At 68.6% G+C, this 22,210-nt stretch carries 22 protein-coding genes; 12 read left to right on the top strand and 10 right to left on the bottom strand.

Features of this window, described 5'->3' with window-relative positions:
- Positions 1–112: 112 nt before the first annotated feature.
- The 7 genes from K9U41_RS05865 (at position 113) to K9U41_RS05835 (ending at position 6,321) form a co-directional block, all read left to right on the top strand.
- Positions 113–694 (top strand): peroxidase-related enzyme, encoded by a 582-nt coding sequence (locus K9U41_RS05865; RefSeq protein ID WP_432715735.1) that lies wholly within the window; start codon positions 113–115, stop codon positions 692–694.
- Between the two features lie 148 nt (positions 695–842).
- Positions 843–1,415, top strand: a complete 573-nt coding sequence (locus tag K9U41_RS05860; protein WP_282639919.1) for a hypothetical protein — start codon at positions 843–845, stop codon at positions 1,413–1,415.
- Positions 1,416–1,622: 207 nt separating this feature from the next.
- Positions 1,623–2,393 (top strand): ABC transporter ATP-binding protein, encoded by a 771-nt coding sequence (locus K9U41_RS05855; protein WP_282639918.1) that lies wholly within the window; start codon positions 1,623–1,625, stop codon positions 2,391–2,393.
- A 1-nt stretch (position 2,394) separates the two neighbouring features.
- Positions 2,395–3,114 (top strand): ABC transporter ATP-binding protein, encoded by a 720-nt coding sequence (locus K9U41_RS05850; RefSeq protein WP_282639917.1) that lies wholly within the window; start codon positions 2,395–2,397, stop codon positions 3,112–3,114.
- 51 nt (positions 3,115–3,165) lie between these two features.
- A complete protein-coding gene (locus K9U41_RS05845) occupies positions 3,166–4,371 on the top strand; it encodes an ABC transporter substrate-binding protein (protein ID WP_282639916.1) in 1,206 nt (401 codons plus the stop codon).
- A 65-nt stretch (positions 4,372–4,436) separates the two neighbouring features.
- Positions 4,437–5,318 (top strand): branched-chain amino acid ABC transporter permease, encoded by an 882-nt coding sequence (locus K9U41_RS05840; protein WP_282639915.1) that lies wholly within the window; start codon positions 4,437–4,439, stop codon positions 5,316–5,318.
- A gap of 10 nt (positions 5,319–5,328) precedes the next feature.
- The gene (locus tag K9U41_RS05835; RefSeq protein WP_282639914.1) at positions 5,329–6,321 is read left to right on the top strand and encodes a branched-chain amino acid ABC transporter permease; all 993 of its coding nucleotides are present in this window, start codon (positions 5,329–5,331) and stop codon (positions 6,319–6,321) included.
- Between the two features lie 163 nt (positions 6,322–6,484).
- On the opposite strand, the gene K9U41_RS05830 is transcribed toward K9U41_RS05835, so the two are convergent.
- The 4 genes from K9U41_RS05830 to K9U41_RS05815 form a co-directional block, all read right to left on the bottom strand.
- Positions 6,485–7,630 (bottom strand): benzoate/H(+) symporter BenE family transporter, encoded by a 1,146-nt coding sequence (locus K9U41_RS05830; RefSeq protein ID WP_282639913.1) that lies wholly within the window; start codon positions 7,628–7,630, stop codon positions 6,485–6,487.
- A gap of 70 nt (positions 7,631–7,700) precedes the next feature.
- The gene (locus tag K9U41_RS05825) at positions 7,701–8,543 is read right to left on the bottom strand and encodes a penicillin-binding transpeptidase domain-containing protein (RefSeq protein WP_282639912.1); all 843 of its coding nucleotides are present in this window, start codon (positions 8,541–8,543) and stop codon (positions 7,701–7,703) included.
- On the bottom strand, positions 8,543–9,385 hold the full coding sequence (panB, locus tag K9U41_RS05820; RefSeq protein ID WP_282639911.1) for a 3-methyl-2-oxobutanoate hydroxymethyltransferase: 843 nt from the start codon (positions 9,383–9,385) through the stop codon (positions 8,543–8,545). Before panB ends, K9U41_RS05825 begins: the two co-directional genes overlap by 1 nt.
- A gap of 33 nt (positions 9,386–9,418) precedes the next feature.
- A complete protein-coding gene (locus tag K9U41_RS05815; protein ID WP_282639910.1) occupies positions 9,419–9,985 on the bottom strand; it encodes an NnrU family protein in 567 nt (188 codons plus the stop codon).
- A gap of 347 nt (positions 9,986–10,332) precedes the next feature.
- Between K9U41_RS05815 and K9U41_RS05810 the strand changes: the two genes are divergently transcribed.
- Positions 10,333–10,842, top strand: a complete 510-nt coding sequence (locus tag K9U41_RS05810; protein WP_432715734.1) for a L,D-transpeptidase — start codon at positions 10,333–10,335, stop codon at positions 10,840–10,842.
- Between the two features lie 22 nt (positions 10,843–10,864).
- On the opposite strand, the gene K9U41_RS05805 is transcribed toward K9U41_RS05810, so the two are convergent.
- Entirely contained in the window at positions 10,865–12,322 is a 1,458-nt protein-coding gene (locus K9U41_RS05805; RefSeq protein WP_282639909.1) for a sodium:proton antiporter, read from the bottom strand.
- A gap of 258 nt (positions 12,323–12,580) precedes the next feature.
- On the opposite strand from K9U41_RS05805, the gene leuS reads away from it, so the two are divergent.
- From leuS to holA, 3 genes are read left to right on the top strand one after another with little or no spacing between them, the layout of a single operon-like run.
- A complete protein-coding gene (leuS, locus tag K9U41_RS05800) occupies positions 12,581–15,265 on the top strand; it encodes a leucine--tRNA ligase (RefSeq protein WP_282639908.1) in 2,685 nt (894 codons plus the stop codon).
- The gene (lptE, locus tag K9U41_RS05795; RefSeq protein ID WP_282639907.1) at positions 15,252–15,866 is read left to right on the top strand and encodes an LPS assembly lipoprotein LptE; all 615 of its coding nucleotides are present in this window, start codon (positions 15,252–15,254) and stop codon (positions 15,864–15,866) included. Before leuS ends, lptE begins: the two co-directional genes overlap by 14 nt.
- Before the next feature lie 3 nt (positions 15,867–15,869).
- The gene (gene holA, locus K9U41_RS05790) at positions 15,870–16,898 is read left to right on the top strand and encodes a DNA polymerase III subunit delta (protein ID WP_282639906.1); all 1,029 of its coding nucleotides are present in this window, start codon (positions 15,870–15,872) and stop codon (positions 16,896–16,898) included.
- 10 nt (positions 16,899–16,908) lie between these two features.
- On the opposite strand, the gene K9U41_RS05785 is transcribed toward holA, so the two are convergent.
- The 3 genes from K9U41_RS05785 to K9U41_RS05775 all read right to left on the bottom strand — a co-directional run bounded on the left by K9U41_RS05785 (position 16,909) and on the right by K9U41_RS05775 (position 19,636).
- Complete coding sequence (locus tag K9U41_RS05785) at positions 16,909–18,270, bottom strand: AmpG family muropeptide MFS transporter (protein ID WP_282639905.1); 1,362 nt, start codon at positions 18,268–18,270, stop codon at positions 16,909–16,911.
- Positions 18,271–18,381: 111 nt separating this feature from the next.
- Complete coding sequence (locus K9U41_RS05780; protein ID WP_282639904.1) at positions 18,382–19,056, bottom strand: response regulator transcription factor; 675 nt, start codon at positions 19,054–19,056, stop codon at positions 18,382–18,384.
- A 106-nt stretch (positions 19,057–19,162) separates the two neighbouring features.
- The gene (locus K9U41_RS05775; RefSeq protein ID WP_282639903.1) at positions 19,163–19,636 is read right to left on the bottom strand and encodes a secondary thiamine-phosphate synthase enzyme YjbQ; all 474 of its coding nucleotides are present in this window, start codon (positions 19,634–19,636) and stop codon (positions 19,163–19,165) included.
- A 283-nt stretch (positions 19,637–19,919) separates the two neighbouring features.
- Here K9U41_RS05775 and K9U41_RS05770 point away from each other — a divergent pair, with 283 nt between their 5' ends.
- Positions 19,920–20,876, top strand: coding sequence for an alpha/beta hydrolase (locus tag K9U41_RS05770; protein WP_282639902.1), 957 nt, complete (start codon positions 19,920–19,922; stop codon positions 20,874–20,876).
- Between the two features lie 28 nt (positions 20,877–20,904).
- Here K9U41_RS05770 and K9U41_RS05765 read toward each other — a convergent pair whose 3' ends face one another.
- Together K9U41_RS05765 and K9U41_RS05760 are read right to left on the bottom strand one after the other, a co-directional pair.
- Complete coding sequence (locus K9U41_RS05765; RefSeq protein ID WP_282639901.1) at positions 20,905–21,399, bottom strand: hypothetical protein; 495 nt, start codon at positions 21,397–21,399, stop codon at positions 20,905–20,907.
- A gap of 173 nt (positions 21,400–21,572) precedes the next feature.
- Complete coding sequence (locus tag K9U41_RS05760; RefSeq protein WP_282639930.1) at positions 21,573–22,205, bottom strand: 2-hydroxychromene-2-carboxylate isomerase; 633 nt, start codon at positions 22,203–22,205, stop codon at positions 21,573–21,575.
- Positions 22,206–22,210 lie beyond the last annotated feature (5 nt).

Genomic DNA, 22,210 nt, shown 5'->3' with positions numbered 1-22,210 from the left:
TGAAATTAAAGGCACGCCTGCGAAAAAGGCGGCTGCCGGCAAGGCGCCTGCCAAGGCGGCGCCTGTCGCCGTCGCAAAGGCGGTTCCGGCCGCGGCGCCCGCGCCGGCGCGGGTGCGGGACGATCTTCCCGCCATCGCCCTTCCGCTCGCGCCTGCGGAGCTTGATGCGGCCAACCGCGCGTATTTCGACAAATGCCTGGAGAAGATCGGCTTCGTTCCGAACGTACTCCAAGCCTATGCCTTCGACGTGGCGAAGCTTTCGGCTTTCGCAGCCATGTATAACGATCTGATGCTCGCGCCATCCGGTCTTTCCAAGCTGGAGCGGGAGATGATCGCCGTGGTCGTTTCCGCGGTGAATCGCTGCTATTACTGCCTCACGGCCCATGGCGCGGCAGTACGGCAGCTCTCCGGCGATCCCATCCTCGGCGAGCAACTGGTGATGAATTATCGCGCCGCCCGGCTCGATCCGCGCCGCCGCGCCATGCTCGATTTCGCCGCCAAGCTCACCGAGCGCCCCAACGAGGTGGAGGAGGAGGACCGCGAGGCCCTGCGCCGCGTCGGCCTCTCGGAGCGGGACATCTGGGATGTGTCGGCGGTGGTGGGCTTCTTCAACATGTCCAACCGAATCGCCTCGGCCACCGACATGCGGCCCAACGAGGCCTACCACGCCCAGGCCCGCACCCTGCCCGAGTGAGCGGGGCCGCTCCGGTCCTCTCGTGCCCGGTCGATGCAGGACCCTTTCAAACGGCGGCACCACCTTTCGGTGCGCAGGCTGGCGGCTGGCGCACCGAAGTTGTATTTCATGGAATGATGTATCCCATGAAATACAACTGGAGACGGGCATGGCATTCTTGACGTGTTCGGTGCGTAGCAGGCGCCGGCGGGGGGCGGTGCACGCCCTGTTCCTCCCGCTGCTTCTGGCGGCTGAATTTCTGGCGGCGGGCGGCGGAGCGGGCAGGGCGCAGCCGGCCGCGCCGGCGCAGGATTGCGACCGCGCCGCCTGGCCGCTCGCGGACGACCGGGCGCGGCTCTCGGCGCCTGGCCTGCGTCCGGTCAGGCCCGGCGACGTGCTGGTTCTGCCGCTCCATGGCGCGCTGCGCTTCATCCTCGTGCCGCAGCCGGGGGCGAATCTCCCCGTTCCGCCGCGCACGGGCGAGGAGGGGGCCTTCGCCGGCGTGGTGGACCTGCAGGTGCCGGCGCCCGAGCGGGTGTGGCAGGTCACAGTTTCGGCAAATGCCTGGATCGACGTGGTGGTGGACGGCCGGCCGCTGACACCCGTCGCCTTCACTGGCGTGCACGCCTGTCCGGGCCTGCGCAAGAGCCTGCGCTTCAGGATTCCGAGCGGTGATGTCCGGCTTCAGGCGTCGGGCGCGGAGGGCGCGCGGCTCGATTTCCTGGTCACGCCCGTGGATTAAGCAGTCGTCAGGCTGCGCTGCACATCCACAAGCTAAGATCGAGATAGACAAACGTCGCGATAGCAGTCTATTGACGCTTCCATGGCGCAACGTGCTAGTTTGCGCCGCAAGATGAAGTGCACCGCAAAAGGTGCCGATCCGGAGGAAATTGGCCAGGGGAACGCTCGCTGTCTCCACCGGCCGCAATAGCGAGGGCACCTTACGATCATGGACACCGTCTCAGACGTGCCCTACATCGTTGAAGCGTCTGGTCTTACCAAGGAATTCAAAGGATTTGCTGCGGTCAAGAACGTTGACCTCAGGATCCGCCGGCACACCATTCACGCCCTCATCGGGCCGAATGGCGCGGGCAAGACCACCTGCTTCAACCTGATCACCAAGTTTCTGGAACCGACCCGCGGCACCATCCGCCTGAACGGGAAGGACATCACGCGCACGCCGCCGGCGGATGTGGCCCGGCTGGGCATGGTGCGCTCGTTCCAGATCTCGGCGACGTTCCCGCACCTCACTGTGCTGGAGAATGTGCGCATCGCGCTGCAGCGTCCCATCGGCAACTCCTTCCATTTCTGGAAGTCGGAGACTTCGCTGGACGCGCTGAACGACCGCGCCATGGCTTTGCTGGCCGATGTGGACCTGACCTCCTACGCCAAACATCTTGCGGTAGAACTTCCCTACGGCCGCAAGCGGGCGTTGGAGATTGCCACCACCCTGGCGCTGGAGCCGGAGATGCTGCTGCTGGACGAGCCCACCTCCGGCATGGGCCGCGAGGACATCGCGCGGACGTCGGACCTCATCAAGCGCGTTTCCGAGGGCCGCACCATCCTGATGGTGGAGCACAATCTCTCGGTGGTCTCGGACCTCTCCGACATGATCACCGTGCTCGCCCGCGGCGAGATCCTGACCGAGGGGCCGTACGCCGAGGTGTCCAAGAACCCGCAGGTGATCGAGGCCTACATGGGCACCGGTGGAGCGCATTGAGATGGCCGCATTGAACGGGACGGCGCCCCTTCTGTCGGTGAAGGACCTGCACGGCCACTATGGCGAGAGCCATGTGCTGCACGGCATGACCTTCGACGTGCATCCGGGCGAGGTGGTGACGCTTCTGGGGCGCAACGGCGCCGGCAAGACCACCACCATGCGGGCCATCATGGGCCTGTTGCGCAAGCGCGCCGGCTCCATCCGCTACGAGGGCACCGAGACGGTCGGGCTGCAGCCCAACAAGATCGCCCGGCTCGGCATCGCCATCTGCCCCGAGGAGCGCGGCATCTTCGCCTCGCTCTCGGTGCGCGAGAACCTGCTGCTGCCGCCGGTTGTCCTGCCCGGCGGGCTCTCCGTGGACGAGATCCACGAACTGTTCCCGCGCCTCGAGGAACGGCGCAACAGCCAGGGCACCAAGCTGTCGGGCGGCGAGCAGCAGATGCTGGCCATCGCCCGCATCCTGCGCACCGGCGCCAAGCTCCTGCTTCTGGACGAGCCCAGCGAGGGTCTCGCCCCGGTGATCGTCCAGCACATCGGCCAGATCATCCGGGACCTCAAGAAGAAGGGGTTCACGGTTCTGCTCGTGGAGCAGAACTTCCACTTCGCCTCCACCGTCGCCGATCGCCACTATGTGGTGGAGCACGGACGCGTGGTGGACATGGTCCCCAATGACAAGATCGCGGAAAACGCGGCACGTCTCGAAGCGTTCCTCGGCGTCTGACGCCGGGTTCCTGACAGAGAAATCCGGCTTGCAGCCGGTGGGAGGAAACACATGCGTCTTGCAGCCATTTTCCTGGCGGCCAGCAGCCTCATGGGCGCCGGCGCCGCTTACGCCCAGGTTCCGGTGAAGATCGGCGTCCTCAACGACCAGTCCGGCCTTTATGCCGACCTCGGCGGCCAGGGCTCGGTGTGGGCCGCCAAGAAGGCGGTGGAAGACTTCGGCGCCGCCGCCAAGGGCCTCAAGGTGGAGGTGATCTTCGCCGACCACCAGAACAAGGCGGACGTGGGCACCTCGGTCGCCCGCCAGTGGTATGACGTGGACGGCGTGGACGCCATCTTCGACACCCCCAATTCCGGCGTCGCCCTCGCGGTCAGCGGCGTCACCAAGGAAAAGAACAAGGTCTTCATCAATTCCGGCGCGGCGTCGTCCGACCTCACCGGCAAGGCCTGCACGCCCAACACCGTGCACTGGACCTACGACACCTGGGCGCTGGCCAACGGCACCGGCAAGGCGATCGTGAAGACCGGCGGCGACACCTGGTTCTTCCTCACCGCCGACTACGCCTTCGGCCATGCCCTGGAGCGCGACACCGAGGCGGTGGTGCTGGCAAACGGCGGCAAGGTGGCCGGCAAGGTGCGCGTGCCGCTCAACAATGCCGATTTCTCGTCCTTCCTGCTGCAGGCGCAGTCGTCGAAGGCCAAGATCATCGGCCTCGCCAATGCCGGCGGCGACACCATCAACTCCATCAAGCAGGCGGCCGAATACGGCATCGTGGAGGGCGGCCAGAAGCTCGCCGGCCTGCTGATCTTCCTGACCGACGTGCATTCGCTCGGCCTGAAGGTGGCGCAGGGCCTGAACCTGACTTCGGCCTGGTATTGGGACATGACCGACGCCAACCGCAAGTTTGCCGACGCCTTCGCGGCGGCCAACGGCGGCAAGCGGCCCACCATGGTGCAGGCCGGCGTCTATTCCGGCGTCACCCATTATCTGAAGGCGGTGGAAGCCCTCAAGTCGGCCAAGGACGGCGCTGCCGTGGTGGCCGAGATGAAGAAGATCCCCACCGATGATCCGCTGTTCGGCAAGGGCGAGGTGCGCGCCGACGGGCGCCACATCCACCCCATGTTCCTGTTCGAGGTGAAGAAGCCGTCGGAGTCGAAGGGCCCCTACGATTACTACACCCTGAAGGCGACCATTCCGGCGAACGAGGCCTTCCGTCCCATCGGCGAGGGCGATTGCCCGCTGGTGAAGAAGGGCTGATCCTCCAATGCAGGCGGGCCGGCCTTAAGGGCCGGTCCGCATCCTCCTGACGAGACGGATCTTCGATGTTCGAGCTTCTCGGCATTCCTCCGCAGGCCCTGTTCGGGCAATTGCTGCTCGGCCTGATCAACGGCGCCTTCTACGCCATGCTGAGCCTCGGGCTCGCGGTGATCTTCGGCCTTCTGAACGTGATCAACTTCACCCACGGCGCCCAATACATGATGGGCGCGTTCGGGGCGTGGATGCTGCTCAACTATGCCGGCATCCCGTTCTGGGGCGCGCTGGTGCTGTCGCCCATCATCGTGGCGGCCATCGGCATGGTGATCGAGCGGACCCTGCTCAAACGGCTGTACCATCTCGATCATCTCTACGGGCTGTTGCTCACCTTCGGCCTCGCCCTCATCCTCGAGGGCCTGTTCCGGCGGCAGTACGGCTCCTCGGGCCTGCCCTACAACAATCCCCTGCCGGGCGGCACCAACCTCGGCTTCATGTTCCTGCCCAATTACCGCGCCTTCGTGGTGGTGGCCTCCCTCGTGGTGTGCATCGCCACCTGGTACGTGATCGAGCGCACCAAGCTCGGCTCCTACCTGCGCGCCGCCACCGAGCGGCCGGACCTGGTGCAGGCCTTCGGCATCGACGTGCCGCGCATGATCACGCTCACCTACGGCTTCGGCGTGGGCCTCGCCGCGCTCGCCGGCGTGCTGGCCGCGCCGGCCTACCAGGTGAGCCCCACCATGGGCTCGAACCTCATCATCGTGGTGTTCGCTGTGGTGGTGATCGGTGGCATGGGGTCCATCATGGGCGCCATCGTCACCGGCTTCGGCCTCGGCATCGTCGAGGGCCTCACCAAGGTGTTCTATCCGGAGGCCTCCTCCACGGTGATTTTCGTCATCATGGCCATCGTGCTCATGGTGAAGCCCGCCGGCCTGTTCGGCACAGCCAAGTGAGCGCGGCGCGATGAGCACCTCCACCCCCACCCATCCCGCCGGCGCGCCCGCGGCCTCCGGCTCCGGCGCCAGCGTCGGCACCATCTTCGGCGTCCTCGCCATCGCGGTGCTGCTGGCGGCGCCGTTCGGCGTCTATCCCGTGTTCCTCATGAAGGTGATGTGCTTCGCGCTGTTCGCGTGCGCCTTCAACCTGCTGCTGGGCTACACGGGCCTGCTCTCCTTCGGCCATGCCATGTTCTTCGGCGGGTCGGCCTATGTGTGCGCCCACACCATCAAGGTGATGGGTTTCTCGCCGGAACTGGGCATCCTCGCCGGCGTCGTCTTCGCCGCCGCGCTGGGCTTTCTCTCCGGCCTGCTCGCCATCCGCCGCCAGGGCATCTATTTCGCCATGGTGACGCTGGCGCTGGCACAGATGTTCTTCTTCTTCTGCCTGCAAGCGCCCTTCACCGGCGGCGAGGATGGCCTTCAGGCGGTGCCGCGCGGGGCGCTGTTCGGCATCATCGACCTGACCAAGGACATCAACCTCTACTACCTGGTGCTGGCCATCTTCGTGTTCGGCTTCCTGGTCATCTACCGGGCGATCCACTCGCCGTTCGGGCAGGTGCTGAAAGCCATCCGCGAGAACGAGCCCCGCGCCATCTCGCTGGGCTACCGGGTGAACCAGTACAAGCTCGTCGCCTTCGTGCTCTCGGCGGCGCTGGCCGGCCTTGCCGGGGCCACCAAGGTGCTGGTGTTCCAGCTGGCCTCGCTCACCGACGTGGCCTGGCAGATGTCGGGCGAGGTGATCCTGATGACGCTGGTGGGCGGCATGGGCACCATCCTCGGCCCCATCGTGGGCGCGGCGGTGATCGTCACCATGCAGAACTACCTGGCCGGCCTGGGCGAATGGGTGCTGGTGATCCAGGGCGTCATCTTCGTGCTCGCCGTGTCCCTGTTCCGCCGCGGCTTCGTCGGCGAGGTCATCGCCATCATCCAGCAGTTCAAGGCCAAAAAGGCGGACTGATGCAGGCGGACTGATGCGCGCCGGCGGACACCGCCGGCTGAGCACATGCAGATCCCGCGGGCGACCGGCGTCGCCCGCGGGATCTTTTGTTTCAAGTCCTGCGCGTCACATTCCGCGCTTCAGATCTGAGGTCCCGGTCGCTGGCCGGCCGTGAAGGTCGCGCTCAGACCCGCCGCAGCCGGTCGAGGCCGACGATGAGAAGCCCCGCCGCCAGCCCCCACACCGGTGCGCCGAGGCCCAGGGCGGTGACCCCCGAGGCGGTGGTGGCGAAGGTGGCGACCGCCGCCACCCGGTGCTTCTCTTCATTCAGCGCCGCCGTCAGCGCGCCGGTCAGCGGGGTCAGCAGGGCGAGGCCGGCGATGGTGGCGATGAGGGCGGGCGGCAGGGCGGCGAACACCCCCACCAGCGAGGCGCCGGCCGCCGCCAGCAGCAGGTAGAAGCCGGCATAGACCGGTCCCGCCAGCCAGCGTCGCTTCGAATCGGGATGGGTCTCCGGCCCCGTGCACAAGGCAGCGGTGATGGCGGCCAGGTTGGTGGCATGGGCGCCGAACGGCGCGCTGGCCATGGAGGCGAGGCCGGTGACGGCGAGGATGGGCCGCACCGGCGGCATGTAGCCGCTCGCGCGCAGCACTGCGAAGCCGGGCAGGTTCTGCGAGGCCATCGTGACGAGGAACAGGGGCACGCCGAGCCCCACCAGCACCGAGGGCTCGAACCGCGGCGTGGTCCACACCAGGGCGGAGAGTTCGGGTGCCGGCATGGGGCCGACCCGGCCGAGCAGGACGGCTCCGGCGCCGCCCGCCACCAGCGCGGCGGGCACCGCCCAGTTGGGCGACAGAAGCCGCACGAGGAAGAACACCGCGATCACCGGCAGCACCAGGGCCGGCGATGCCGCCGCATGCTCGGCCAGAGCCATGACGAACCGGGCAAGCACGCCGGCCAGCATGGCGGCGGCCACCGCCACCGGAATGCGCGCCACCAGCGTGCCCAGGGGCTTCACCGCCGCGCACAGCACCACCAGCAGGCCGGCGACCAGAAAGGCGCCGGTGGCCGAGGCCATGCCGATCCCCGATCCGAAACCGGCGATGAGCGCTGCCCCCGGCGTGGACCATGCGGCGATGATGGGCATGCGGTAGCGCATGGAGAGCAGGGCGGAGCTTGCCGCGATGGCAAGGCAGATGGCGGCGACCCAGGAGGAGGCCTCGGCGGGGCTCGCCCCCACCTCGGCGGCGGCGGCGAGGATCAGGGCGAGGGTTCCGCCGAATCCCACGAGCGCCGCAACGAAGGCGGAGACGATGACGGAGACGCGCACGGGCCTGTCCTTGGCTGAATGGCGTGTGGGCGGGAGCGGCAAAGGAAAGGAAGGGAAGCCGCGGTCCGGATCAGGGCGCCTGCGCCGCCAGCACCGGGGCGAGGATGGCGATGGCCTGCCGCCGCGCCAGTGGGCCGAGGGGCTCGGGGGCGGCGATGTCGAGGGCGGTGAAGCGTACGAACACCACGGTGTGCGCCGCCTTGCGGGCAAAGCCCACGAACCAGCCGAACGGCCGCCCGCGGTCCAGGCCGCCGTCGGCGAGCCGGCCATGGCCGGTGCCGGTCTTGCCGAACACCGGCCAGCCGGCGGGCTGCTCCTCGATGGCCATGAGGCGCTCGGTGGCGCTGACCGCATCGGCAGAGACGGGCAGGGCGCCCTTCAGCATGCGGCGCAGGAAATCGATCTGCTCGCGCGGGGAGATGCGCAGCGACGAGGAGAGCCAGAAACGGACCAGCGGTTCGTCCTCGCCCTGCAGCCCGCCCATGTTCTCGTTGCCGTAGGCGAAGCCCTTCAGGTATCCGGCAATGCGCTCCCGCCCCAGGTCACGGGCGAGGATCTGGGAATACCAGACCACGGAATTGCGCATCCAGGAGCCCGGCGTCTGCGGGCCGCGCGCGGCTTCACGGTCGGGGTTTTCTCCCGGCGGCGGGGAGAAGACCGGCTGGGTCTCGCTTTTCAGCAGGCCGGCATCATAGCCCATGAGGGCGAGGGCGATCTTGAAGGTGGAATTGGGCGGATGGCGGGTGGCGCACAGGCCCTGCTTCGCCAGCACCCGCCCGGTGTCGAGATCGGTGGCGATGAAGCAGTCTTCCGCGGCCTGCGCCGGCGCAGTGGGCACCGCGGCGGCGAGGGCGAGGAGGAGGCCAAAAAGAGCGCGATTGAGGGAGGCGCCCCCGGTCCGGCGCGCACCCATCAGGAGGCTTTCGCCGGCTTCTCGACGAGGCGCGGGGCGTAGGTGTGCTCGGCGGCGGGGAAGGTGCGGGCGCGCACCTCGTCCGCATAGCTTGCCACCGCCTTCTCGATGTCCGGGCCGAGATTGGCGTACTTCTTCACGAACTTCGGCACCCGGTCGCCGAGGCCCAGCATGTCCTCCAGCACCAGGATCTGGCCGTCGCAGGCGGGCGAGCCGCCGATGCCGATGGTGGGGGGCGCCACCTCCTGGGTGATGCGGCGGGCCAGCGGCTCGGCGATGGCCTCGAGCACGATGGCGAAGGCGCCGGCCTCCGCGATGGCGCGGGCGTCGTCGAGGATGATGGAGGCTTCCGCGTCGTCCCGGCCGCGGGCCTTGAACGAGCCGAGGGTGTTGATGGCCTGGGGGGTGAGGCCCACATGGCCCATCACCGGCACGCCGCGATCCACCAGGAAGCGCACGGTCTCGGCCATGCGGCGCCCGCCTTCCAGCTTCACCGCTCCGGCGCCGGTTTCCTTCAGCACGCGGGCGGCGGTGTGGAAGGCTTCCGTATGGCTCGCCTCGTAGCTGCCGAAGGGCAGGTCCACCACGATGAGGGCGCGCTTGGTGCCGCGCACCACGGCGCGGCCGTGGACGATCATCATCTCCACGGTGACCGGCACGGTGGTCTCCATGCCGTGCATCACCATGCCGAGGCTGTCGCCCACCAGGATCACGTCCACATGGCGGTCGAGCAGGCGCGCCGTATGGGCATGGTAGGAGGTGAGGGAGACGATGGGCTCGCCTCCCTTGCGCGCCTGGATCTGCGGCGCCGTGATGCGGCGGGCATCGGCCTGACTGGACATGGCGTTCCTCTTACTTTTCTGACGCAGGCGGCCTCACATGACGGGCACGCCGATCACATAGGGATGAAATAGGTAGGCGAGCGCGGCATAGAGCACCAGCCCCCCGCCCACGACGAGCGCGTCGCCGGCATAATTGTTGGGCGCCACCGGCAGCGGATCGCCGCGCCGCTTCACCGCGATGCGGTCGTAGACCGCCCAGACCAGCACCGCGCCGAACAGCACGACGGAGGCCACGTCGCCATTGGCGAGGAGGTGGGCGAGGGCCCAGATCTTCACGCCCACCAGCATGGGATGCTTGAGCCAGGCCTTGATGTGGCTCGGCACATAGGCCGCCACCAGCGCGATGGAGGAGAACAGCATCAGCAGCACGGTGAGGTGGCGCAGGCCCCGCGGCGGGTTCCATAGGTCCGGTGCGCCGGAGGCCCGCCACAGGGCGAAGCCATAGGCGGTGAGCAGCAGGCCGCTGATGGCGAGGAGGGAGAAGAAGCCCTTGTAGGCAGCTTCCCCGACCTGGGCGATGAGCTTGGCCCGAAGCCCCCGAAGGCTACCCACCACATGGATGCCGAGGAAAACGAAGAGGCCGAACAGCATCATCACCATGGATTGATCTCCTACGCCGGCGCACGGCTGGCAGCCCTGAAGGGCCGGCCGGTCACGGGGCCGACGCGCGGACAATAGACCATTTCGAAGGAAAGTGGGCGGCGCTCTGCGTGAAGAAAATGCGACAGAACAAGCAACTAGGGCGTCTTCGCGCAGGCGTGAAGTGGGGGCGGCCAGACCGTGCAACGGGCGCGGCAGCGGAAAGGGTTACCCCCGACCGGGCGGGGCCATGCCGGCCGTGCAGCCTTGCGTTGCAGCCTTGGCGTGGCAGTATGATTTCCCCAAGGGGAGGAGGTGCAGCCATGGCAAAGGTAAGCGCCGGTTTCCATGCTGCGGGACGATCAGTCATGACGCTTGCCGCCCTGACGCTTGCCACGGTGAAGCGTGAGGTCTTGAAGCGTCAGGTCGTGAAGCGCTGGACGGGGGCAGGATGGCGGGCCGTGCCGGCGGCCGTGGCCCTGCTCCTCCTGTCGGGGGCCCTGTTCCGGGCCGAGGCGGCGGTGGTGGTGGCGCGGGTGGACCTGTCGTCCCAGCGCATGACGGTCTCGGTGAACGGGGTGCCGCGCTATTCCTGGCTCGTCTCCACCGCGCGGCGGGGCTACGTGACGCCCACCGGTGTCTACCGGCCGCAGCGGCTCTACCGCGAGTATTATTCGCGCAAGTACTACAACTCGCCCATGCCCTATTCGATCTTCTACAGCGGCGGCTTCGCCATCCACGGCAGCTATGCGGTGAGCCAGCTGGGGGGGCCGGCCTCCCATGGCTGCATCCGCCTGCATCCCGGCAATGCGGCCACGCTCTATGGGCTGGTCCGGACCTATGGCCCCGGCAATACGGCGATCGTGATTACCCGCTGAGGCGCCGGCAGCTCGCTGCGCCTCAGATGAAGTACAGCACCGTAAGGAGCGCGAAGCACGGCACCAGGAAGATGATCGACCAGACCATGTAGCCGAAGAAGCTTGGCATCTTCACGCCGCGGTGGCGGGCGATGGAGAGCACCATGAAGTTCGGCGCGTTGCCGATATAGGTCATGGCGCCCATGAACACCGCGCCGGCCGAGATCGCCTCCAGCGTCACCGCCAGCGGCCCCATGAGCTGGTGCGGGTCGCCGCCGGCGAGATTGAAGAAGACGAGATAGGTGGGCGCATTGTCGAGGAACGCCGAGAGCGCCCCCGTCAGCCAGAAATACCACACGTTCACCGGCTGCCCGTCCGCTCCCGTCACGAGGTCCACCAGCGGGGAGAAGGCGCCGCGCGAGCCGGCCTTGAGAATGGCGATCACCGGTATTATGGTGAGGAAGATGGCGGCAAACAGCTTCGCCACCTCCCGGATGGGCTCCCAGTCGAAGCCGTTGCGCTCGCGCACGATGGCGGGGGTGATGGCGAGGGAGACGAGGGCGAGGACCACCAGCAGCACGTCGCGCACGATCCACTGCAATTCCACATGGGTGCCGTAGATGTTGAAGGTGACGCCGGGCTTCCACAGGGCGCTGAGCAGGATGGCGCCGATGATGCCCACCAGCAGCGGCAGGTTCTGCACGCCGCGCAGGCCGATTCCTTCGGTCGGCGGGGTCGGATCGGGCCGCCGCACGGCGGCGTCCTCCTTCGCGTAGAAATAGCGGTCGAGCAGGTAGAAGGCGACGAGCAGGATTGCCGCGATCACCGCCGTGTCATGCAGCAGGTGGGTGGTGGTCCAGAAGAAGTTCACGCCCTTCAGGAAGCCGAGGAACAGGGGCGGGTCACCCAGCGGCGTCAGCGAGCCGCCGATGTTGGACACCAGGAAGATGAAGAAGACCACGGTGTGCACATTGTGCCGCCGGTCGTCATTGGCGCGCAGCAGCGGCCGGATGAGCACCATGGAGGCGCCGGTGGTGCCGATGAGACTCGCGATCAGGGTGCCGATGGCGAGGATGAGGGTGTTCACCGCCGGCGTGCCCTTGATGTTGCCGGTCACCAGCACCCCGCCGGAGACCGTGAACAGGGCGAACAGCAGGATGATGAAGGGGATGTATTCCAAGAGCGCGGTGTGCACCACCTCGTGACCCGTGGCCGATGGGCCGTAGACGGCGGCGAAGGGCACCACGAAGGCGAGGCCCCAGAACAGGGCCACCTTGCCGTAATGGTGATGCCAGAAGTGGCTCGCCAGCAGCGGCAGCAGCGCGATGGACAGCAGCATGCCGGCGAACGGGATGGCCCAGAGCGGGGAGAGCCGCGCCCCGTCGAGAACCGGCAGGCCCTGCGCCGCGTCGGCGGGCGAGGCGGCCATCAGCGGCAGTGCCAGGATGAGCGTGAAGGGGGGCAGGGCAAAAGCGGCCGCGGACCTGAGACCAAACTTCATCCCGCGACCCTGCGCTGCCATCGCCACCCCCTCGGATTACCCATCAGGGTTTGATGGACGAAGCGGACGCCGGTGGCAAGGTGAAGCTCGGCGAGGTGGTGCCTCGGCCCGCGCCCCGCAGGCCACCATGGTGCCCTCGGGGCGGGGCGCCGTGGCCACGGTCCCTGCCACGTCCGGCACCTGCCACGACCGGGAGAACGGTTGACCGGGCGGCCTGTTTCTGTCCTAGTCCCGCCCGATTTTACCCTTGACGGATCCATGACCCAAGATCGTACGCCGGAGCGCGCCCAGGATCGTGCGCAAGACCGTAGCCCTGACCGCTACAATGCCCGCGAAGCCGAACCCCGGTGGCAGAAGACCTGGGCCGAGCGCGGCATCTTCCGCACGCGCAACGACGACCCGCGCCCGAAATTCTTCGTCATGGAGATGTTCCCCTATCCGTCGGGGCGCATCCATATCGGCCACGGCCGCAACTATGTGATGGGCGACGTGCTCGCGCGCTACAAGCGCATGCAGGGCTTCAACGTGCTCCATCCCATGGGCTGGGACGCCTTCGGCCTGCCGGCGGAGAATGCCGCCATCGAGCGCGGCATCCACCCCAAGAGCTGGACCTACGAGAACATCGCCTCCATGCGCGAGCAGCTCCAGCTGCTCGGCCTCTCGCTGGACTGGAACCGCGAGATCGCCACCTGCGACCCGTCCTATTATGCGGAGCAGCAGCGCATCTTCCTCGACTTCCTCGACAACGGCCTCGCCTATCGCAAGGAGAGCGAGGTCAATTGGGACCCGGTGGACAACACCGTGCTCGCCAACGAGCAGGTCATCGACGGGCGCGGCTGGCGCTCGGGGGCCATCGTGGAGCGGCGCAAGCTGTCGCAGTGGTTCCTGCGCATCACCGATTTCGCCCAGGAACTGCTGGACGCCCTCGATACGCTGGACCGCTGGCCCGAGAAGGTGCGCCTCATGCAGCGCAACTGGATCGGTCGCTCGGAAGGCATGGAGGTGCTGTTCGAGTTCACCAGGGCCTCGGTTGCGGCGGGCGCCCTGCCGGCGGCGGCAAAGGCGGTAAAGGTCTACACCACCCGTCCGGACACCCTGTTCGGCGCCTCCTTCCTCGCGCTGTCTCCCGACCATCCGCTGGCGCAGCATCTGGGGCAGAAGGATGCGGCCCTCGCTGCCTTCATCGCGGAATGCAAGCGCGGCGGCACCTCGGCCGAGGAGATCGAGACCCAGGAGAAGATGGGCTACGCGACCGGGCTCGAGGTCGTCCACCCGCTGGACGACAAGCGCACCGTGCCGGTCTATGTGGCCAATTTCGTGCTCATGGACTACGGCACCGGCGCCATTTTCGGCTGCCCGGCCCACGACCAGCGCGACCTCGACTTCGCCCGCAAGTATGGCCTTTCCGTCACCCCCGTGGTGCTGCCGGCGGAGACCGACCCCGGCGCCTTCGCGGTGGACGACGTGGCCTATGACGGCGACGGCACCCTGTTCAATTCCGGCTTCCTGGACGGCATGAGCGTGCCGGACGCGAAGGAGGCGGTGGCCCGCCGGCTGGAGCGCTACCGCATCGGCGACGAGCCGCAGGGCACGCGGCGGGTGAATTTCCGCCTGCGCGACTGGGGCATCTCGCGCCAGCGCTATTGGGGCTGCCCCATCCCGGTGATCCATTGCGATGCCTGCGGCCCCGTGGGCGTGCCGCGCGAGCAATTGCCGGTGGCGCTGCCCGACGATGTCACCTTCGACCGTCCCGGCAATCCGCTGGACCGCGCCAAGGCGTGGCGCGACGTGCCGTGCCCCAGGTGCGGCAAGCCGGCCCGGCGCGAGACCGACACCATGGACACCTTCGTGGATTCGTCCTGGTATTTCCTGCGCTACGCCTCGGACAACCCGCAGGTGCCGCTGGACAAGGATGCGGTGGCCCACTGGTTGCCAGTGGACCAATATATCGGCGGCATCGAGCATGCCATTCTGCACCTGCTCTATTCGCGCTTCTTCACCCGCGCGCTGAAGAAATGTGGCCGCGTGGACCTGGACGAGCCCTTCGCCGGCCTGTTCACCCAGGGCATGATCGTCCATGAGACATATAAGGATACCGCCGGCAAGTGGCTGTTCCCGGAGGAGGTGAAGCTCCTCGGCAACGGCAAGGCCATCAAGATCGCCGACGGCTCGGATGTCACCGTCTCCCCGCCGGAGAAGATGTCCAAGTCCAAGCGCAACGTGGTGGCCCCCGAGGTGGTGGCGGATACCTACGGCGTGGATTGCGCCCGCTGGTTCATGCTTTCCGACACCCCGCCCGAGCGCGACAGCGAATGGACGCAGGGCGGCATCGAGGGCGCCTGGCGCTTCGTGCAGCGGGTCTGGCGGCTGGTGAACGAGGCGGTGGAGCTGGGCGCGCCCGCGGGCACGCCGCAGCCGGATGCCTTCTCGCCCACCGCCACCGGCCTGCGCCGGGCCGCCCACGGCCTTGTGGCGACGGTGGCCGAGGACATCGAGCGCCTGCGCTTCAACGTGGCGGTGGCCCACGTGCACGAATTCGCCAACGCTTTCGGCAGCGCCATCGCCGCGGCCCGGGCGGAGAAGGACGTTCCGCCGGACCTCGCCTTCGCCCTGCGCGAGGCGGCGGAAATGCTGGCGTCGGTTGTCGCGCCCATGGTGCCGCACCTGGCGGAGGAATGCTGGGTCGCCCTTGGTGGCTCGACGCTGGTGGCGCAGGCCCCGTGGCCGAAGGTGGAGGCCGACCTGCTGCGTCAGGACACGGTCACACTTCCGATCCAGATCAATGGCAAGAAGCGCGATGATATCGTCGTGCCGCGCGATGCGACGGCGGCGGAAGTCGAAGCCCTGGTGCTGAAGCTGGAAAGCGTGCAGCGGGCACTCGACGGCCGCGCGCCAAAGCGTATCATCGTGGTGCCGCAGAGGATCGTGAATGTCGTTGCCTGATCCCTCGACCCAAGTGTCGCGCCCCGCCTCCCGGCTGGGGCGGTTTGCCCGTGCACCGCTCGCGGCGCGGCTGGCGCTGGTGTGCGCCCTGTCCGGCGCGCTGGCCGGCTGCTTCCAGCCGCTCTATGCGGAAAATTCCACGGTGGGCGGTCCCGCCCTCATGGACAAGTTCCGGGACGTGGATGTCATCGAGATCCGGGGCCGGCTGGGCAACGACCTGCGGAACGACCTCATCTTCGCCCTCACCGGCGGGTCGGGAAATCCGAAGGGTGCGCCGCTTCAGCTCATCATCGCGGTGGATACGTCCACATCCACGGCGATCGTGAACTCGTCCTCGGGCCTGCCCGAGAACCAGGTGATCCGCGTGACCGCCAACTGGCGCCTGGTGAAGGCGGCAGACGATCCGAAGAAGGTGGTGATCGTGACCACCGGTGCGGCATCCGGTACCGCCACCATCGACACGAGCGACCAGCGCTTCGCCAATTACAGCGCCACCATCGACGCCGAGAAGCGCGCCGCGCGCGGTGTCGCGGATCAGATCAAGGCCCAGCTTGGCGCCTTCTTCATCCGGAACCCCAGCGCCCCCGGCTCGGCGAGCTGAGCCGTGGTCGCGGTGCGGCCCGGCGACGCCGAGACGGCGCTCGCCCGGCGCGACCCGGGGAAAAGCGTCGTCCTCATCTTCGGGCCCGATACAGGCCTCGTGCATGAGCGCGCCCAGGGCCTGGTGCGCCGGGCCGTGCCCGATGCGCATGATCCGTTCGCCCTGGTGCGCCTCGAAGGCGACGATATCTCCTCCGACCCGCGCCGCCTGATCGACGAGACCTCCACCATTGGCCTGTTCGGCGGCGAGCGGGTGGTGTGGGTGCGCGCCGGCAGCCGCAACATCGTGCCGGCGCTCCAGCCGGTGCTCGCGGGCCGCTGCGATGCGCTGGTGGTGGTGGAGGCCGGGGACCTCAAGAAGGGCGCACCCTTGCGCGCCCTGTGCGAGAACGCCCCCAACGCCCTTGCCATCGCCTGCTATGCCGACAGCGACCGCGACCTCTCCCGCTTGGTGGATTCCATGATGGCCGAGGCGGGCCTCGCCATCGACCGCGACGCTCGGGACCTGCTGGTCTCCCTCATCGGCGGCGACCGCCTGGCTTCGCGCGGGGAGATCGCCAAGCTCATCCTCTACGCCCAGGGGCAGCAGCGGGTGAGCCTTGAGGATGTGCGCACCATCGTGGGCGATGCCTCGGCGCTGGCCCTCGACGACGTGGTGGATTCGGCGCTGGCCGGAGAAACGCGGGAGGCGATGGCCGCCCTCGCCAAGGCCCTCGGCGCCGCGACGCGGCCCGATGCGGTGCTCGGCAGCCTCCTGCGCGCGCTCACCGCCCTGCACCCCATGGCGCTGGCCGTGGCCGCCGGGGCGAGCCCCGACCAAGTGGTGGGCTCGGCCCGCCCGCCGGTGCATTTCTCCCGCAAGGCCAAGCTGGAGAAGGCCTTGCGGGCGCTTGATCCGGACCGCTGCCTGAAGGCGCTGCTGGCGGTGGACGACGCCGTGCTCGCCGCCCGACGCAACGCGCCCCTCGCCCCCGCCATCTGCGAGCGGGTGGTGCTTCAGGTGGCCCAGCAGGCAGGGCGGGGACGGCGGTAGAAGGGGAGGGTCAGACGGCTTCGTCGGGTTTGAGCGCCCGGAAATGCCCCTTCGCCTGCAGCCAGCCCAGGGCGACGAGGCCCGGCAGGCCCGCCACCGCGGTGAGAGCGAAGAACAGCGGCCAGCCCGACGCCTCGGCGATGGCGCCGCTGGAGGAGCCGAGCAGGGTCCGGCCCACGGCGGTGAGCGCCGTGAGCAGCGCATATTGGGTGGCCGTGTGCTCGCGCGCCCCGCACAGGGCGGAGAGATAGGCAACGAAGATCACGGTGCCGATGGCGCTGGTGAAGTTCTCCACCAGGATCACGCCGGTGAGCACGCTCGCGTTCGGCCCGGCATAGGCCTGCGCGGTGAAGCCGAGGTTCGACGTCATCTGCAGCACGCCGGAGATCCACAGGCAGGTGACGAGCGGATAGGCGCGGGCGAGATAGGCGCCGACGAAGCCGCCGACGATGGTGCCGCCGAAGCCCACCACCTTCACGATTTCCACGTAGGTCGCCTTGCTGAAGCCGATGTCCAGCACGAACGGCCCGGTGAGCACGCCGGCGAAGGCATCGCAGAATTTGAACAGCATGACGAACAGCAGGACCATCACCGCCTGGTCGCGGGTGAGGAAGTCGCGGAACGCCCCCACCGTGGTGGCGATGAGCCGGTGTCCGGTGCCCTCGCCCGCGACCCGTTCGGGGGCCTTCGGCTCGCGGGCGAACAGGGTGGCGATGACGCCGATGGCCACGCACGCCCCCGCGAGCATGTAGCCCCAGAACCAGCTCGTAGCCCGCGGCAGGCCGTGCGCTTCCTCAAGGTACGCCACCAGGGCGATGACGCCGGCGCCCGTCGCCAGCATGGCCAGCCGGTAGCCGGTGACGTAGCCCGCCATGCCGGCGGCCTGCTCGCTGGAGGTGTCCAGCCGCTCCACGCGGAAGGCGTCCACCGCGATGTCCTGGGTGGCGGAGGCGATGGCGACCGCCAGCGCGCAGGCCGCCACCGCGAACGGGGTTGCCACCGGGTCCTGCACCGCGAGCGCGGCGATGGCGGCCATCAGCACGATCTGGCAGGCCAGCAGCCATCCGCGCCGCCGGCCCAGCAGCCGCGACAGCAGCGGCACGTCGACGGCATCGAGCACCGGCGCCCAGAGGAACTTCAGGGTGTAGGGCAGGCCCACGAGGCTGAAGAGGCCGATGGTGGTGAGCGTCACCCCCACGTCCTTCATCCACAGGGCGAGGGTGCCGCCGGTGAGCGCCAGAGGCAGGCCCGAGGAGAAGCCGAGCAGGCTGACGCTCAGCACGTCGCGCTGGGTATAGAGCGCGAACGCCTCCTTCAGGGAGCGGCGCTGCGGCGCGGAGCCGCCGGACGGGCTGAGGGTTTGCTCGGTCATGTGGATCCTTCGGCCGTTGCCGGGGCCGGCGCGGCCGAGGGTGCCCGCGCCATGCCTGTTCCGACCGTTTAAGCCTGACCGGTGAAAAGGTCCCTACTGCGGCGGAAGCCGTCAGGCCTGGGACTGGCTCCAGAGCCCGGCTTCCACCTTGGAGACCGCGATCACGGCCTGGGTGCGGCTTTCCACGCTGAGCTTCTGCAGGATGGCGGACACGTGGGCCTTCACCGTCGCCTCCGAGACGCTCAGCTCATAGGCGATCTGCTTGTTGAGCCGGCCTTCGGACAGCATCATCAGCACCCGCACCTGCTGCGGCGTCAGGGTGGCGAGGCGGGAGATGATGGCATCCGTCTCCGCATCGGCGCGGGCGGCGAGGCTGATGTCCGACGGCACGAAGGTCTCGCCCCCGAGCACGCCCGCCACCGCCTCGCGCATGGCGGCGACGCTCATGGTCTTGGGGATGAAGCCCGATGCGCCGAGGTCCATGCAGCGGCGGATGACGGCGGACTCTTCGTTCCCCGATACCACCACCACCGGCAGGCTGGTATATTGGGCGCGCAGATAGATGAGGCCGGAGAAGCCACGGGCCCCCGGCATGGTGAGGTCGAGCAGGATCAGGTCGAAATCGCGGTCGCGTTCCAGGAGCGCGGTCAGCTCGTCGAAGGTTCCGACCTCCTCGATGGTGGCGTCGGCATGACGCCCGAGCACCGCCTCGCGCAGGGCGCCGCGGAACAGGGGGTGGTCGTCGGCGATAACGAGGCGCAGGCTGCCCTCGGCGGCTTCTCCCAATGCTCCCTCCCCAACGGCTCCGCTCTTCTTATCGCCGCGGGGGATGGCGCCCGCGGCGAATCGGCTGGTCCGATCATCAATCCATGGCGGAGCGGTGACAAGCCGGTCACGCCATATGACCGATTGTTCCCGTGAATGCCAGCACCACCTCGCGGCGCTGGGGCCGGTCGCGGTGCTCGATCAGGTAAAGGCCCTGCCATGTGCCGAGCGCCATGCGGCCCTGGCTCACCGGGATGGACAGGCTGGTGTCGCTCAGAAGGGTGCGCACATGGGCCGGCATGTCGTCCGGTCCCTCGGTGTCGTGGACCCAGCCGAAATCGCGCGGCGCGAGGCTGTCGAGGGCGCTGAGGAGGTCCGTGCGTACATCCGGGTCGGCATTCTCCTGGATGGTCAGGGAGGCCGAGGTGTGGCGGCAGAACACCGTCAGCACTCCCGCGCCGGCGCCGATGTCGCCGAGGAAGGCCGCCGCCTCGGCGGTGATCTCGGTGAAGCCTTCGCCGGGCGTCTCCACCTTCAGGCGGGCCTCGGCGTGGCGCACGGCGTCGCTCAGGGTCGGGGCAGAGCGGGTGGTGCGGGCCATGATCGCGGGTCTCCTCCGGGGGATCAACCGAAACGGATGGTACCCCTTCGGTTCGAAAAGTTGATCCACCGGATCAATGAGTTGGGGTTCGAGCTGCGCGCGCCGGATGGAACCCGTCTGTCGCGCGCAGGTGAGCCCGACGGCGCCTGCGCGGATGATTTCTGCCGGCCTGGTTTCTGGTATCGGCGTCTTGCGTCCGGCGTTCGCGGCTCGTACCAGTTTTCGCATCCCCCCGTCTTCCCTCGCGATCGCGGCCGGCCGCCGCTGCCAAGGACTGTCGCCGATGTCGAAGCTGGTTCTCGATGCCGCCGTGTTCTCGCCGGCGGCCGTGGCGCCCGATACCCGCATGATCAACGACGCCATCGTCAAGATCATGAAGACCATTCCCGACCGCTGGGCGGCGCCGCTGCCGGAGATCCGCGCCGCGCGGCTGTCCGGCAACGGGGTCTTCCCGCTGGCGCCGTCGAGCGCGCGGGCGCGGCAGGAGACCATTCCCGGCCCGCGCGGCCCGGTGCCGGTGCGCATCTACATGCCGGACGGCCCGCCCAAGGGGGTCTACCTCCACATCCATGGCGGTGGCTGGACCGTGGGCTCGGCGCGGGAGAACGAGGGGATGCTGGACCGCATCGCCGGCCAATGCGGGCTCGCGGTGGTCTCGGTGGACTATGCGCTCGCCCCCGAGGAGCCGTATCCGGCCGGGCCCGACGATTGCGAGGCGGCGGCGCTGTGGCTGCTGAAGGAGGGCGGCGCGCGCTTCGGCACCGGGCGATTTGCCATCGGCGGCGAATCGGGCGGGGCGACGCTGGCGGTGGCGACCCTGGTGCGGTTGCGCGACAAGCACCAGCTTTCGCCGTTCTCGGCGGCGGTGCTGACCGCCGGCTGCTTCGACCTGCGCCTCACGCCTTCCGCGCGCAACTGGGGCGACGAGCCGCTGGTGCTAAACACCCGGGACATCACCTTCTTCGTGAACAATTATCTGAGGCTGGAGGGCAAGGCGGATGCGCCGGACGTCTCCCCCCTCCTCGGCAACCTGAAGGGGCTGCCGAAGGCGCTGTTCATGGTGGGCACGCGCGATGCGCTGCTCGACGACACCCTGTTCATGGCCAACGCCTGGCTCGCCGCCGGCAATGCCACGGCGCTCGATGTCTATCCCGGCGGCTGCCACGTCTTCATCGGCTTTCCCGGCACCCTCGCCGACCAGGGCCTGAAGCGCATGTGCACCTACCTGAGCGCGTTCTGAAGCCGGCGCAAGCCGGGCTCCGGCGCCGTCAGAGGCGCTCCTCCCCGGTCGGGGCGCGCAGCTCGTCGATGAGGCCCTTCAGGCGCCGGTAGAAGCGTTCCGCATAGGCGAACGCCTGGTCGAGATCGGTGGCGTCCGGCGCGGCGCCCGGCGGCGGCACCGGTCGTCCCGGCTGGGGCTGCATGCCGGCGGCGCGGCGCAGGGTGTCCACCTCGGCCTTGAGGCGGGCGATCTCGGCCTCATAGGCATCGCGGGTGTCCGGCACCGCCTCGCAGGTGAAGCCCGAGCGCCGCTTGGCGCACAGGGACACAAGGCCGGTTTCCCGGTCGAGCTTCAGTGCGCCGCCCTCCACCGGGGCGAACGCGAAGCGCGGCGCGGAGGTCTCGGCGGACGGTGCCGCCTGCGGCGTTCCTTGCGGCGTTCCTTGCGGCGCGCCCTGCGCCAGGGCGGGAGCGGCCGCGAGCGGGATGAGAACCAGGGCGCACAGCGTGACGAGGCGCAGATCAACGGCGGAACGGGTCATCATCGCCTCCCGTGTGGGGGCGGCGCGCGGCCGCCTTTGGCGAAACATAAGCGCTCCGCTCCCGGCCGGAAGGGGACGGCTTGATCTTTACAAGGTGCCCCAAGGCATAACGGAATGGGCATCCCCTTGGTCCGACCGCAACCGGTCCACCTCCCCATGCGCCAGAAGCGAACTTACGCCAGTGGCCGGAACGGCGGGCGGCCGCTGGCGAGGGCGTCGTCCAGCAGCTCGATACGGTCCTGCCCCCAGAACACCTCGCCGTCGAGCACGTAGGACGGGGCGCCGAATACGTCCGCCGCCATGGCCTTTGCCCGATTGTCCAGATAGGCGGTTTTCGCCGCCTCGCCCTGGGCCGCCGCGACGAGGGTGGCGCCGGGCAGGCCTGCGGCATCGGCGAGGGCGGCGATGACCTCCGGAAGGGCGAGATTTTCCTGCCGCTGCCAGACGCCGGAACAGATGCGGGCGATCAGGGCATCCACGGGCAGGCCGGCCTGAAGGGCGGCGATGATGGTCTGGTCCGCCAGCGTGCCGTCGAAGGGCCAGAAGGCCGGCGCGAGATGAAGCTCCACCCCGCGCTTTGCCCGCCAGCGCTGGAGTTCCACCAGCCGGTAGCGCTGGCGCTCCGGCGCCCGTTTGGCCAGCGGCAGGCCGCCGGTCTGCGCGAACACCGGCCCCAGTTCCACCGGATGGAAGGCCACGGTGGCCTTGTGCCGCTGCGCCACCGCCAGGAACGGCGCGTGGCCGAGGAAGCTCCACGGGCTGACGCAGGAGAAGAAATAATCGATGCGGCGGACAGGGGCTGTCATGGGGC

Source organism: Xanthobacter autotrophicus (assembly GCF_029991245.1).
In the GTDB taxonomy this organism is placed as follows: domain Bacteria; phylum Pseudomonadota; class Alphaproteobacteria; order Rhizobiales; family Xanthobacteraceae; genus Xanthobacter; species Xanthobacter autotrophicus_C.
Note: the sequence above shows the minus strand (reverse complement) of the source record. Positions and strands in the feature narration are given on the sequence as shown.

Coding starts and splice junctions, on each gene's coding strand:
- K9U41_RS05860 (WP_282639919.1), top strand. CDS start 843: ATGGCATTCTTGACGTGTTCGGTGCGTAGCAGGCGCCGGCGGGGGGCG.
- K9U41_RS05855 (WP_282639918.1), top strand. CDS start 1,623: ATGGACACCGTCTCAGACGTGCCCTACATCGTTGAAGCGTCTGGTCTT.
- K9U41_RS05850 (WP_282639917.1), top strand. CDS start 2,395: ATGGCCGCATTGAACGGGACGGCGCCCCTTCTGTCGGTGAAGGACCTG.
- K9U41_RS05845 (WP_282639916.1), top strand. CDS start 3,166: ATGCGTCTTGCAGCCATTTTCCTGGCGGCCAGCAGCCTCATGGGCGCC.
- K9U41_RS05840 (WP_282639915.1), top strand. CDS start 4,437: ATGTTCGAGCTTCTCGGCATTCCTCCGCAGGCCCTGTTCGGGCAATTG.
- K9U41_RS05835 (WP_282639914.1), top strand. CDS start 5,329: ATGAGCACCTCCACCCCCACCCATCCCGCCGGCGCGCCCGCGGCCTCC.
- K9U41_RS05825 (WP_282639912.1), bottom strand. CDS start 8,543: ATGGGTGCGCGCCGGACCGGGGGCGCCTCCCTCAATCGCGCTCTTTTT.
- panB (WP_282639911.1), bottom strand. CDS start 9,385: ATGTCCAGTCAGGCCGATGCCCGCCGCATCACGGCGCCGCAGATCCAG.
- K9U41_RS05815 (WP_282639910.1), bottom strand. CDS start 9,985: ATGGTGATGATGCTGTTCGGCCTCTTCGTTTTCCTCGGCATCCATGTG.
- K9U41_RS05810 (WP_432715734.1), top strand. CDS start 10,333: ATGACGCTTGCCGCCCTGACGCTTGCCACGGTGAAGCGTGAGGTCTTG.
- K9U41_RS05805 (WP_282639909.1), bottom strand. CDS start 12,322: ATGAAGTTTGGTCTCAGGTCCGCGGCCGCTTTTGCCCTGCCCCCCTTC.
- leuS (WP_282639908.1), top strand. CDS start 12,581: ATGACCCAAGATCGTACGCCGGAGCGCGCCCAGGATCGTGCGCAAGAC.
- lptE (WP_282639907.1), top strand. CDS start 15,252: ATGTCGTTGCCTGATCCCTCGACCCAAGTGTCGCGCCCCGCCTCCCGG.
- K9U41_RS05785 (WP_282639905.1), bottom strand. CDS start 18,270: ATGACCGAGCAAACCCTCAGCCCGTCCGGCGGCTCCGCGCCGCAGCGC.
- K9U41_RS05775 (WP_282639903.1), bottom strand. CDS start 19,636: ATGGCCCGCACCACCCGCTCTGCCCCGACCCTGAGCGACGCCGTGCGC.
- K9U41_RS05770 (WP_282639902.1), top strand. CDS start 19,920: ATGTCGAAGCTGGTTCTCGATGCCGCCGTGTTCTCGCCGGCGGCCGTG.
- K9U41_RS05765 (WP_282639901.1), bottom strand. CDS start 21,399: ATGACCCGTTCCGCCGTTGATCTGCGCCTCGTCACGCTGTGCGCCCTG.
- K9U41_RS05760 (WP_282639930.1), bottom strand. CDS start 22,205: ATGACAGCCCCTGTCCGCCGCATCGATTATTTCTTCTCCTGCGTCAGC.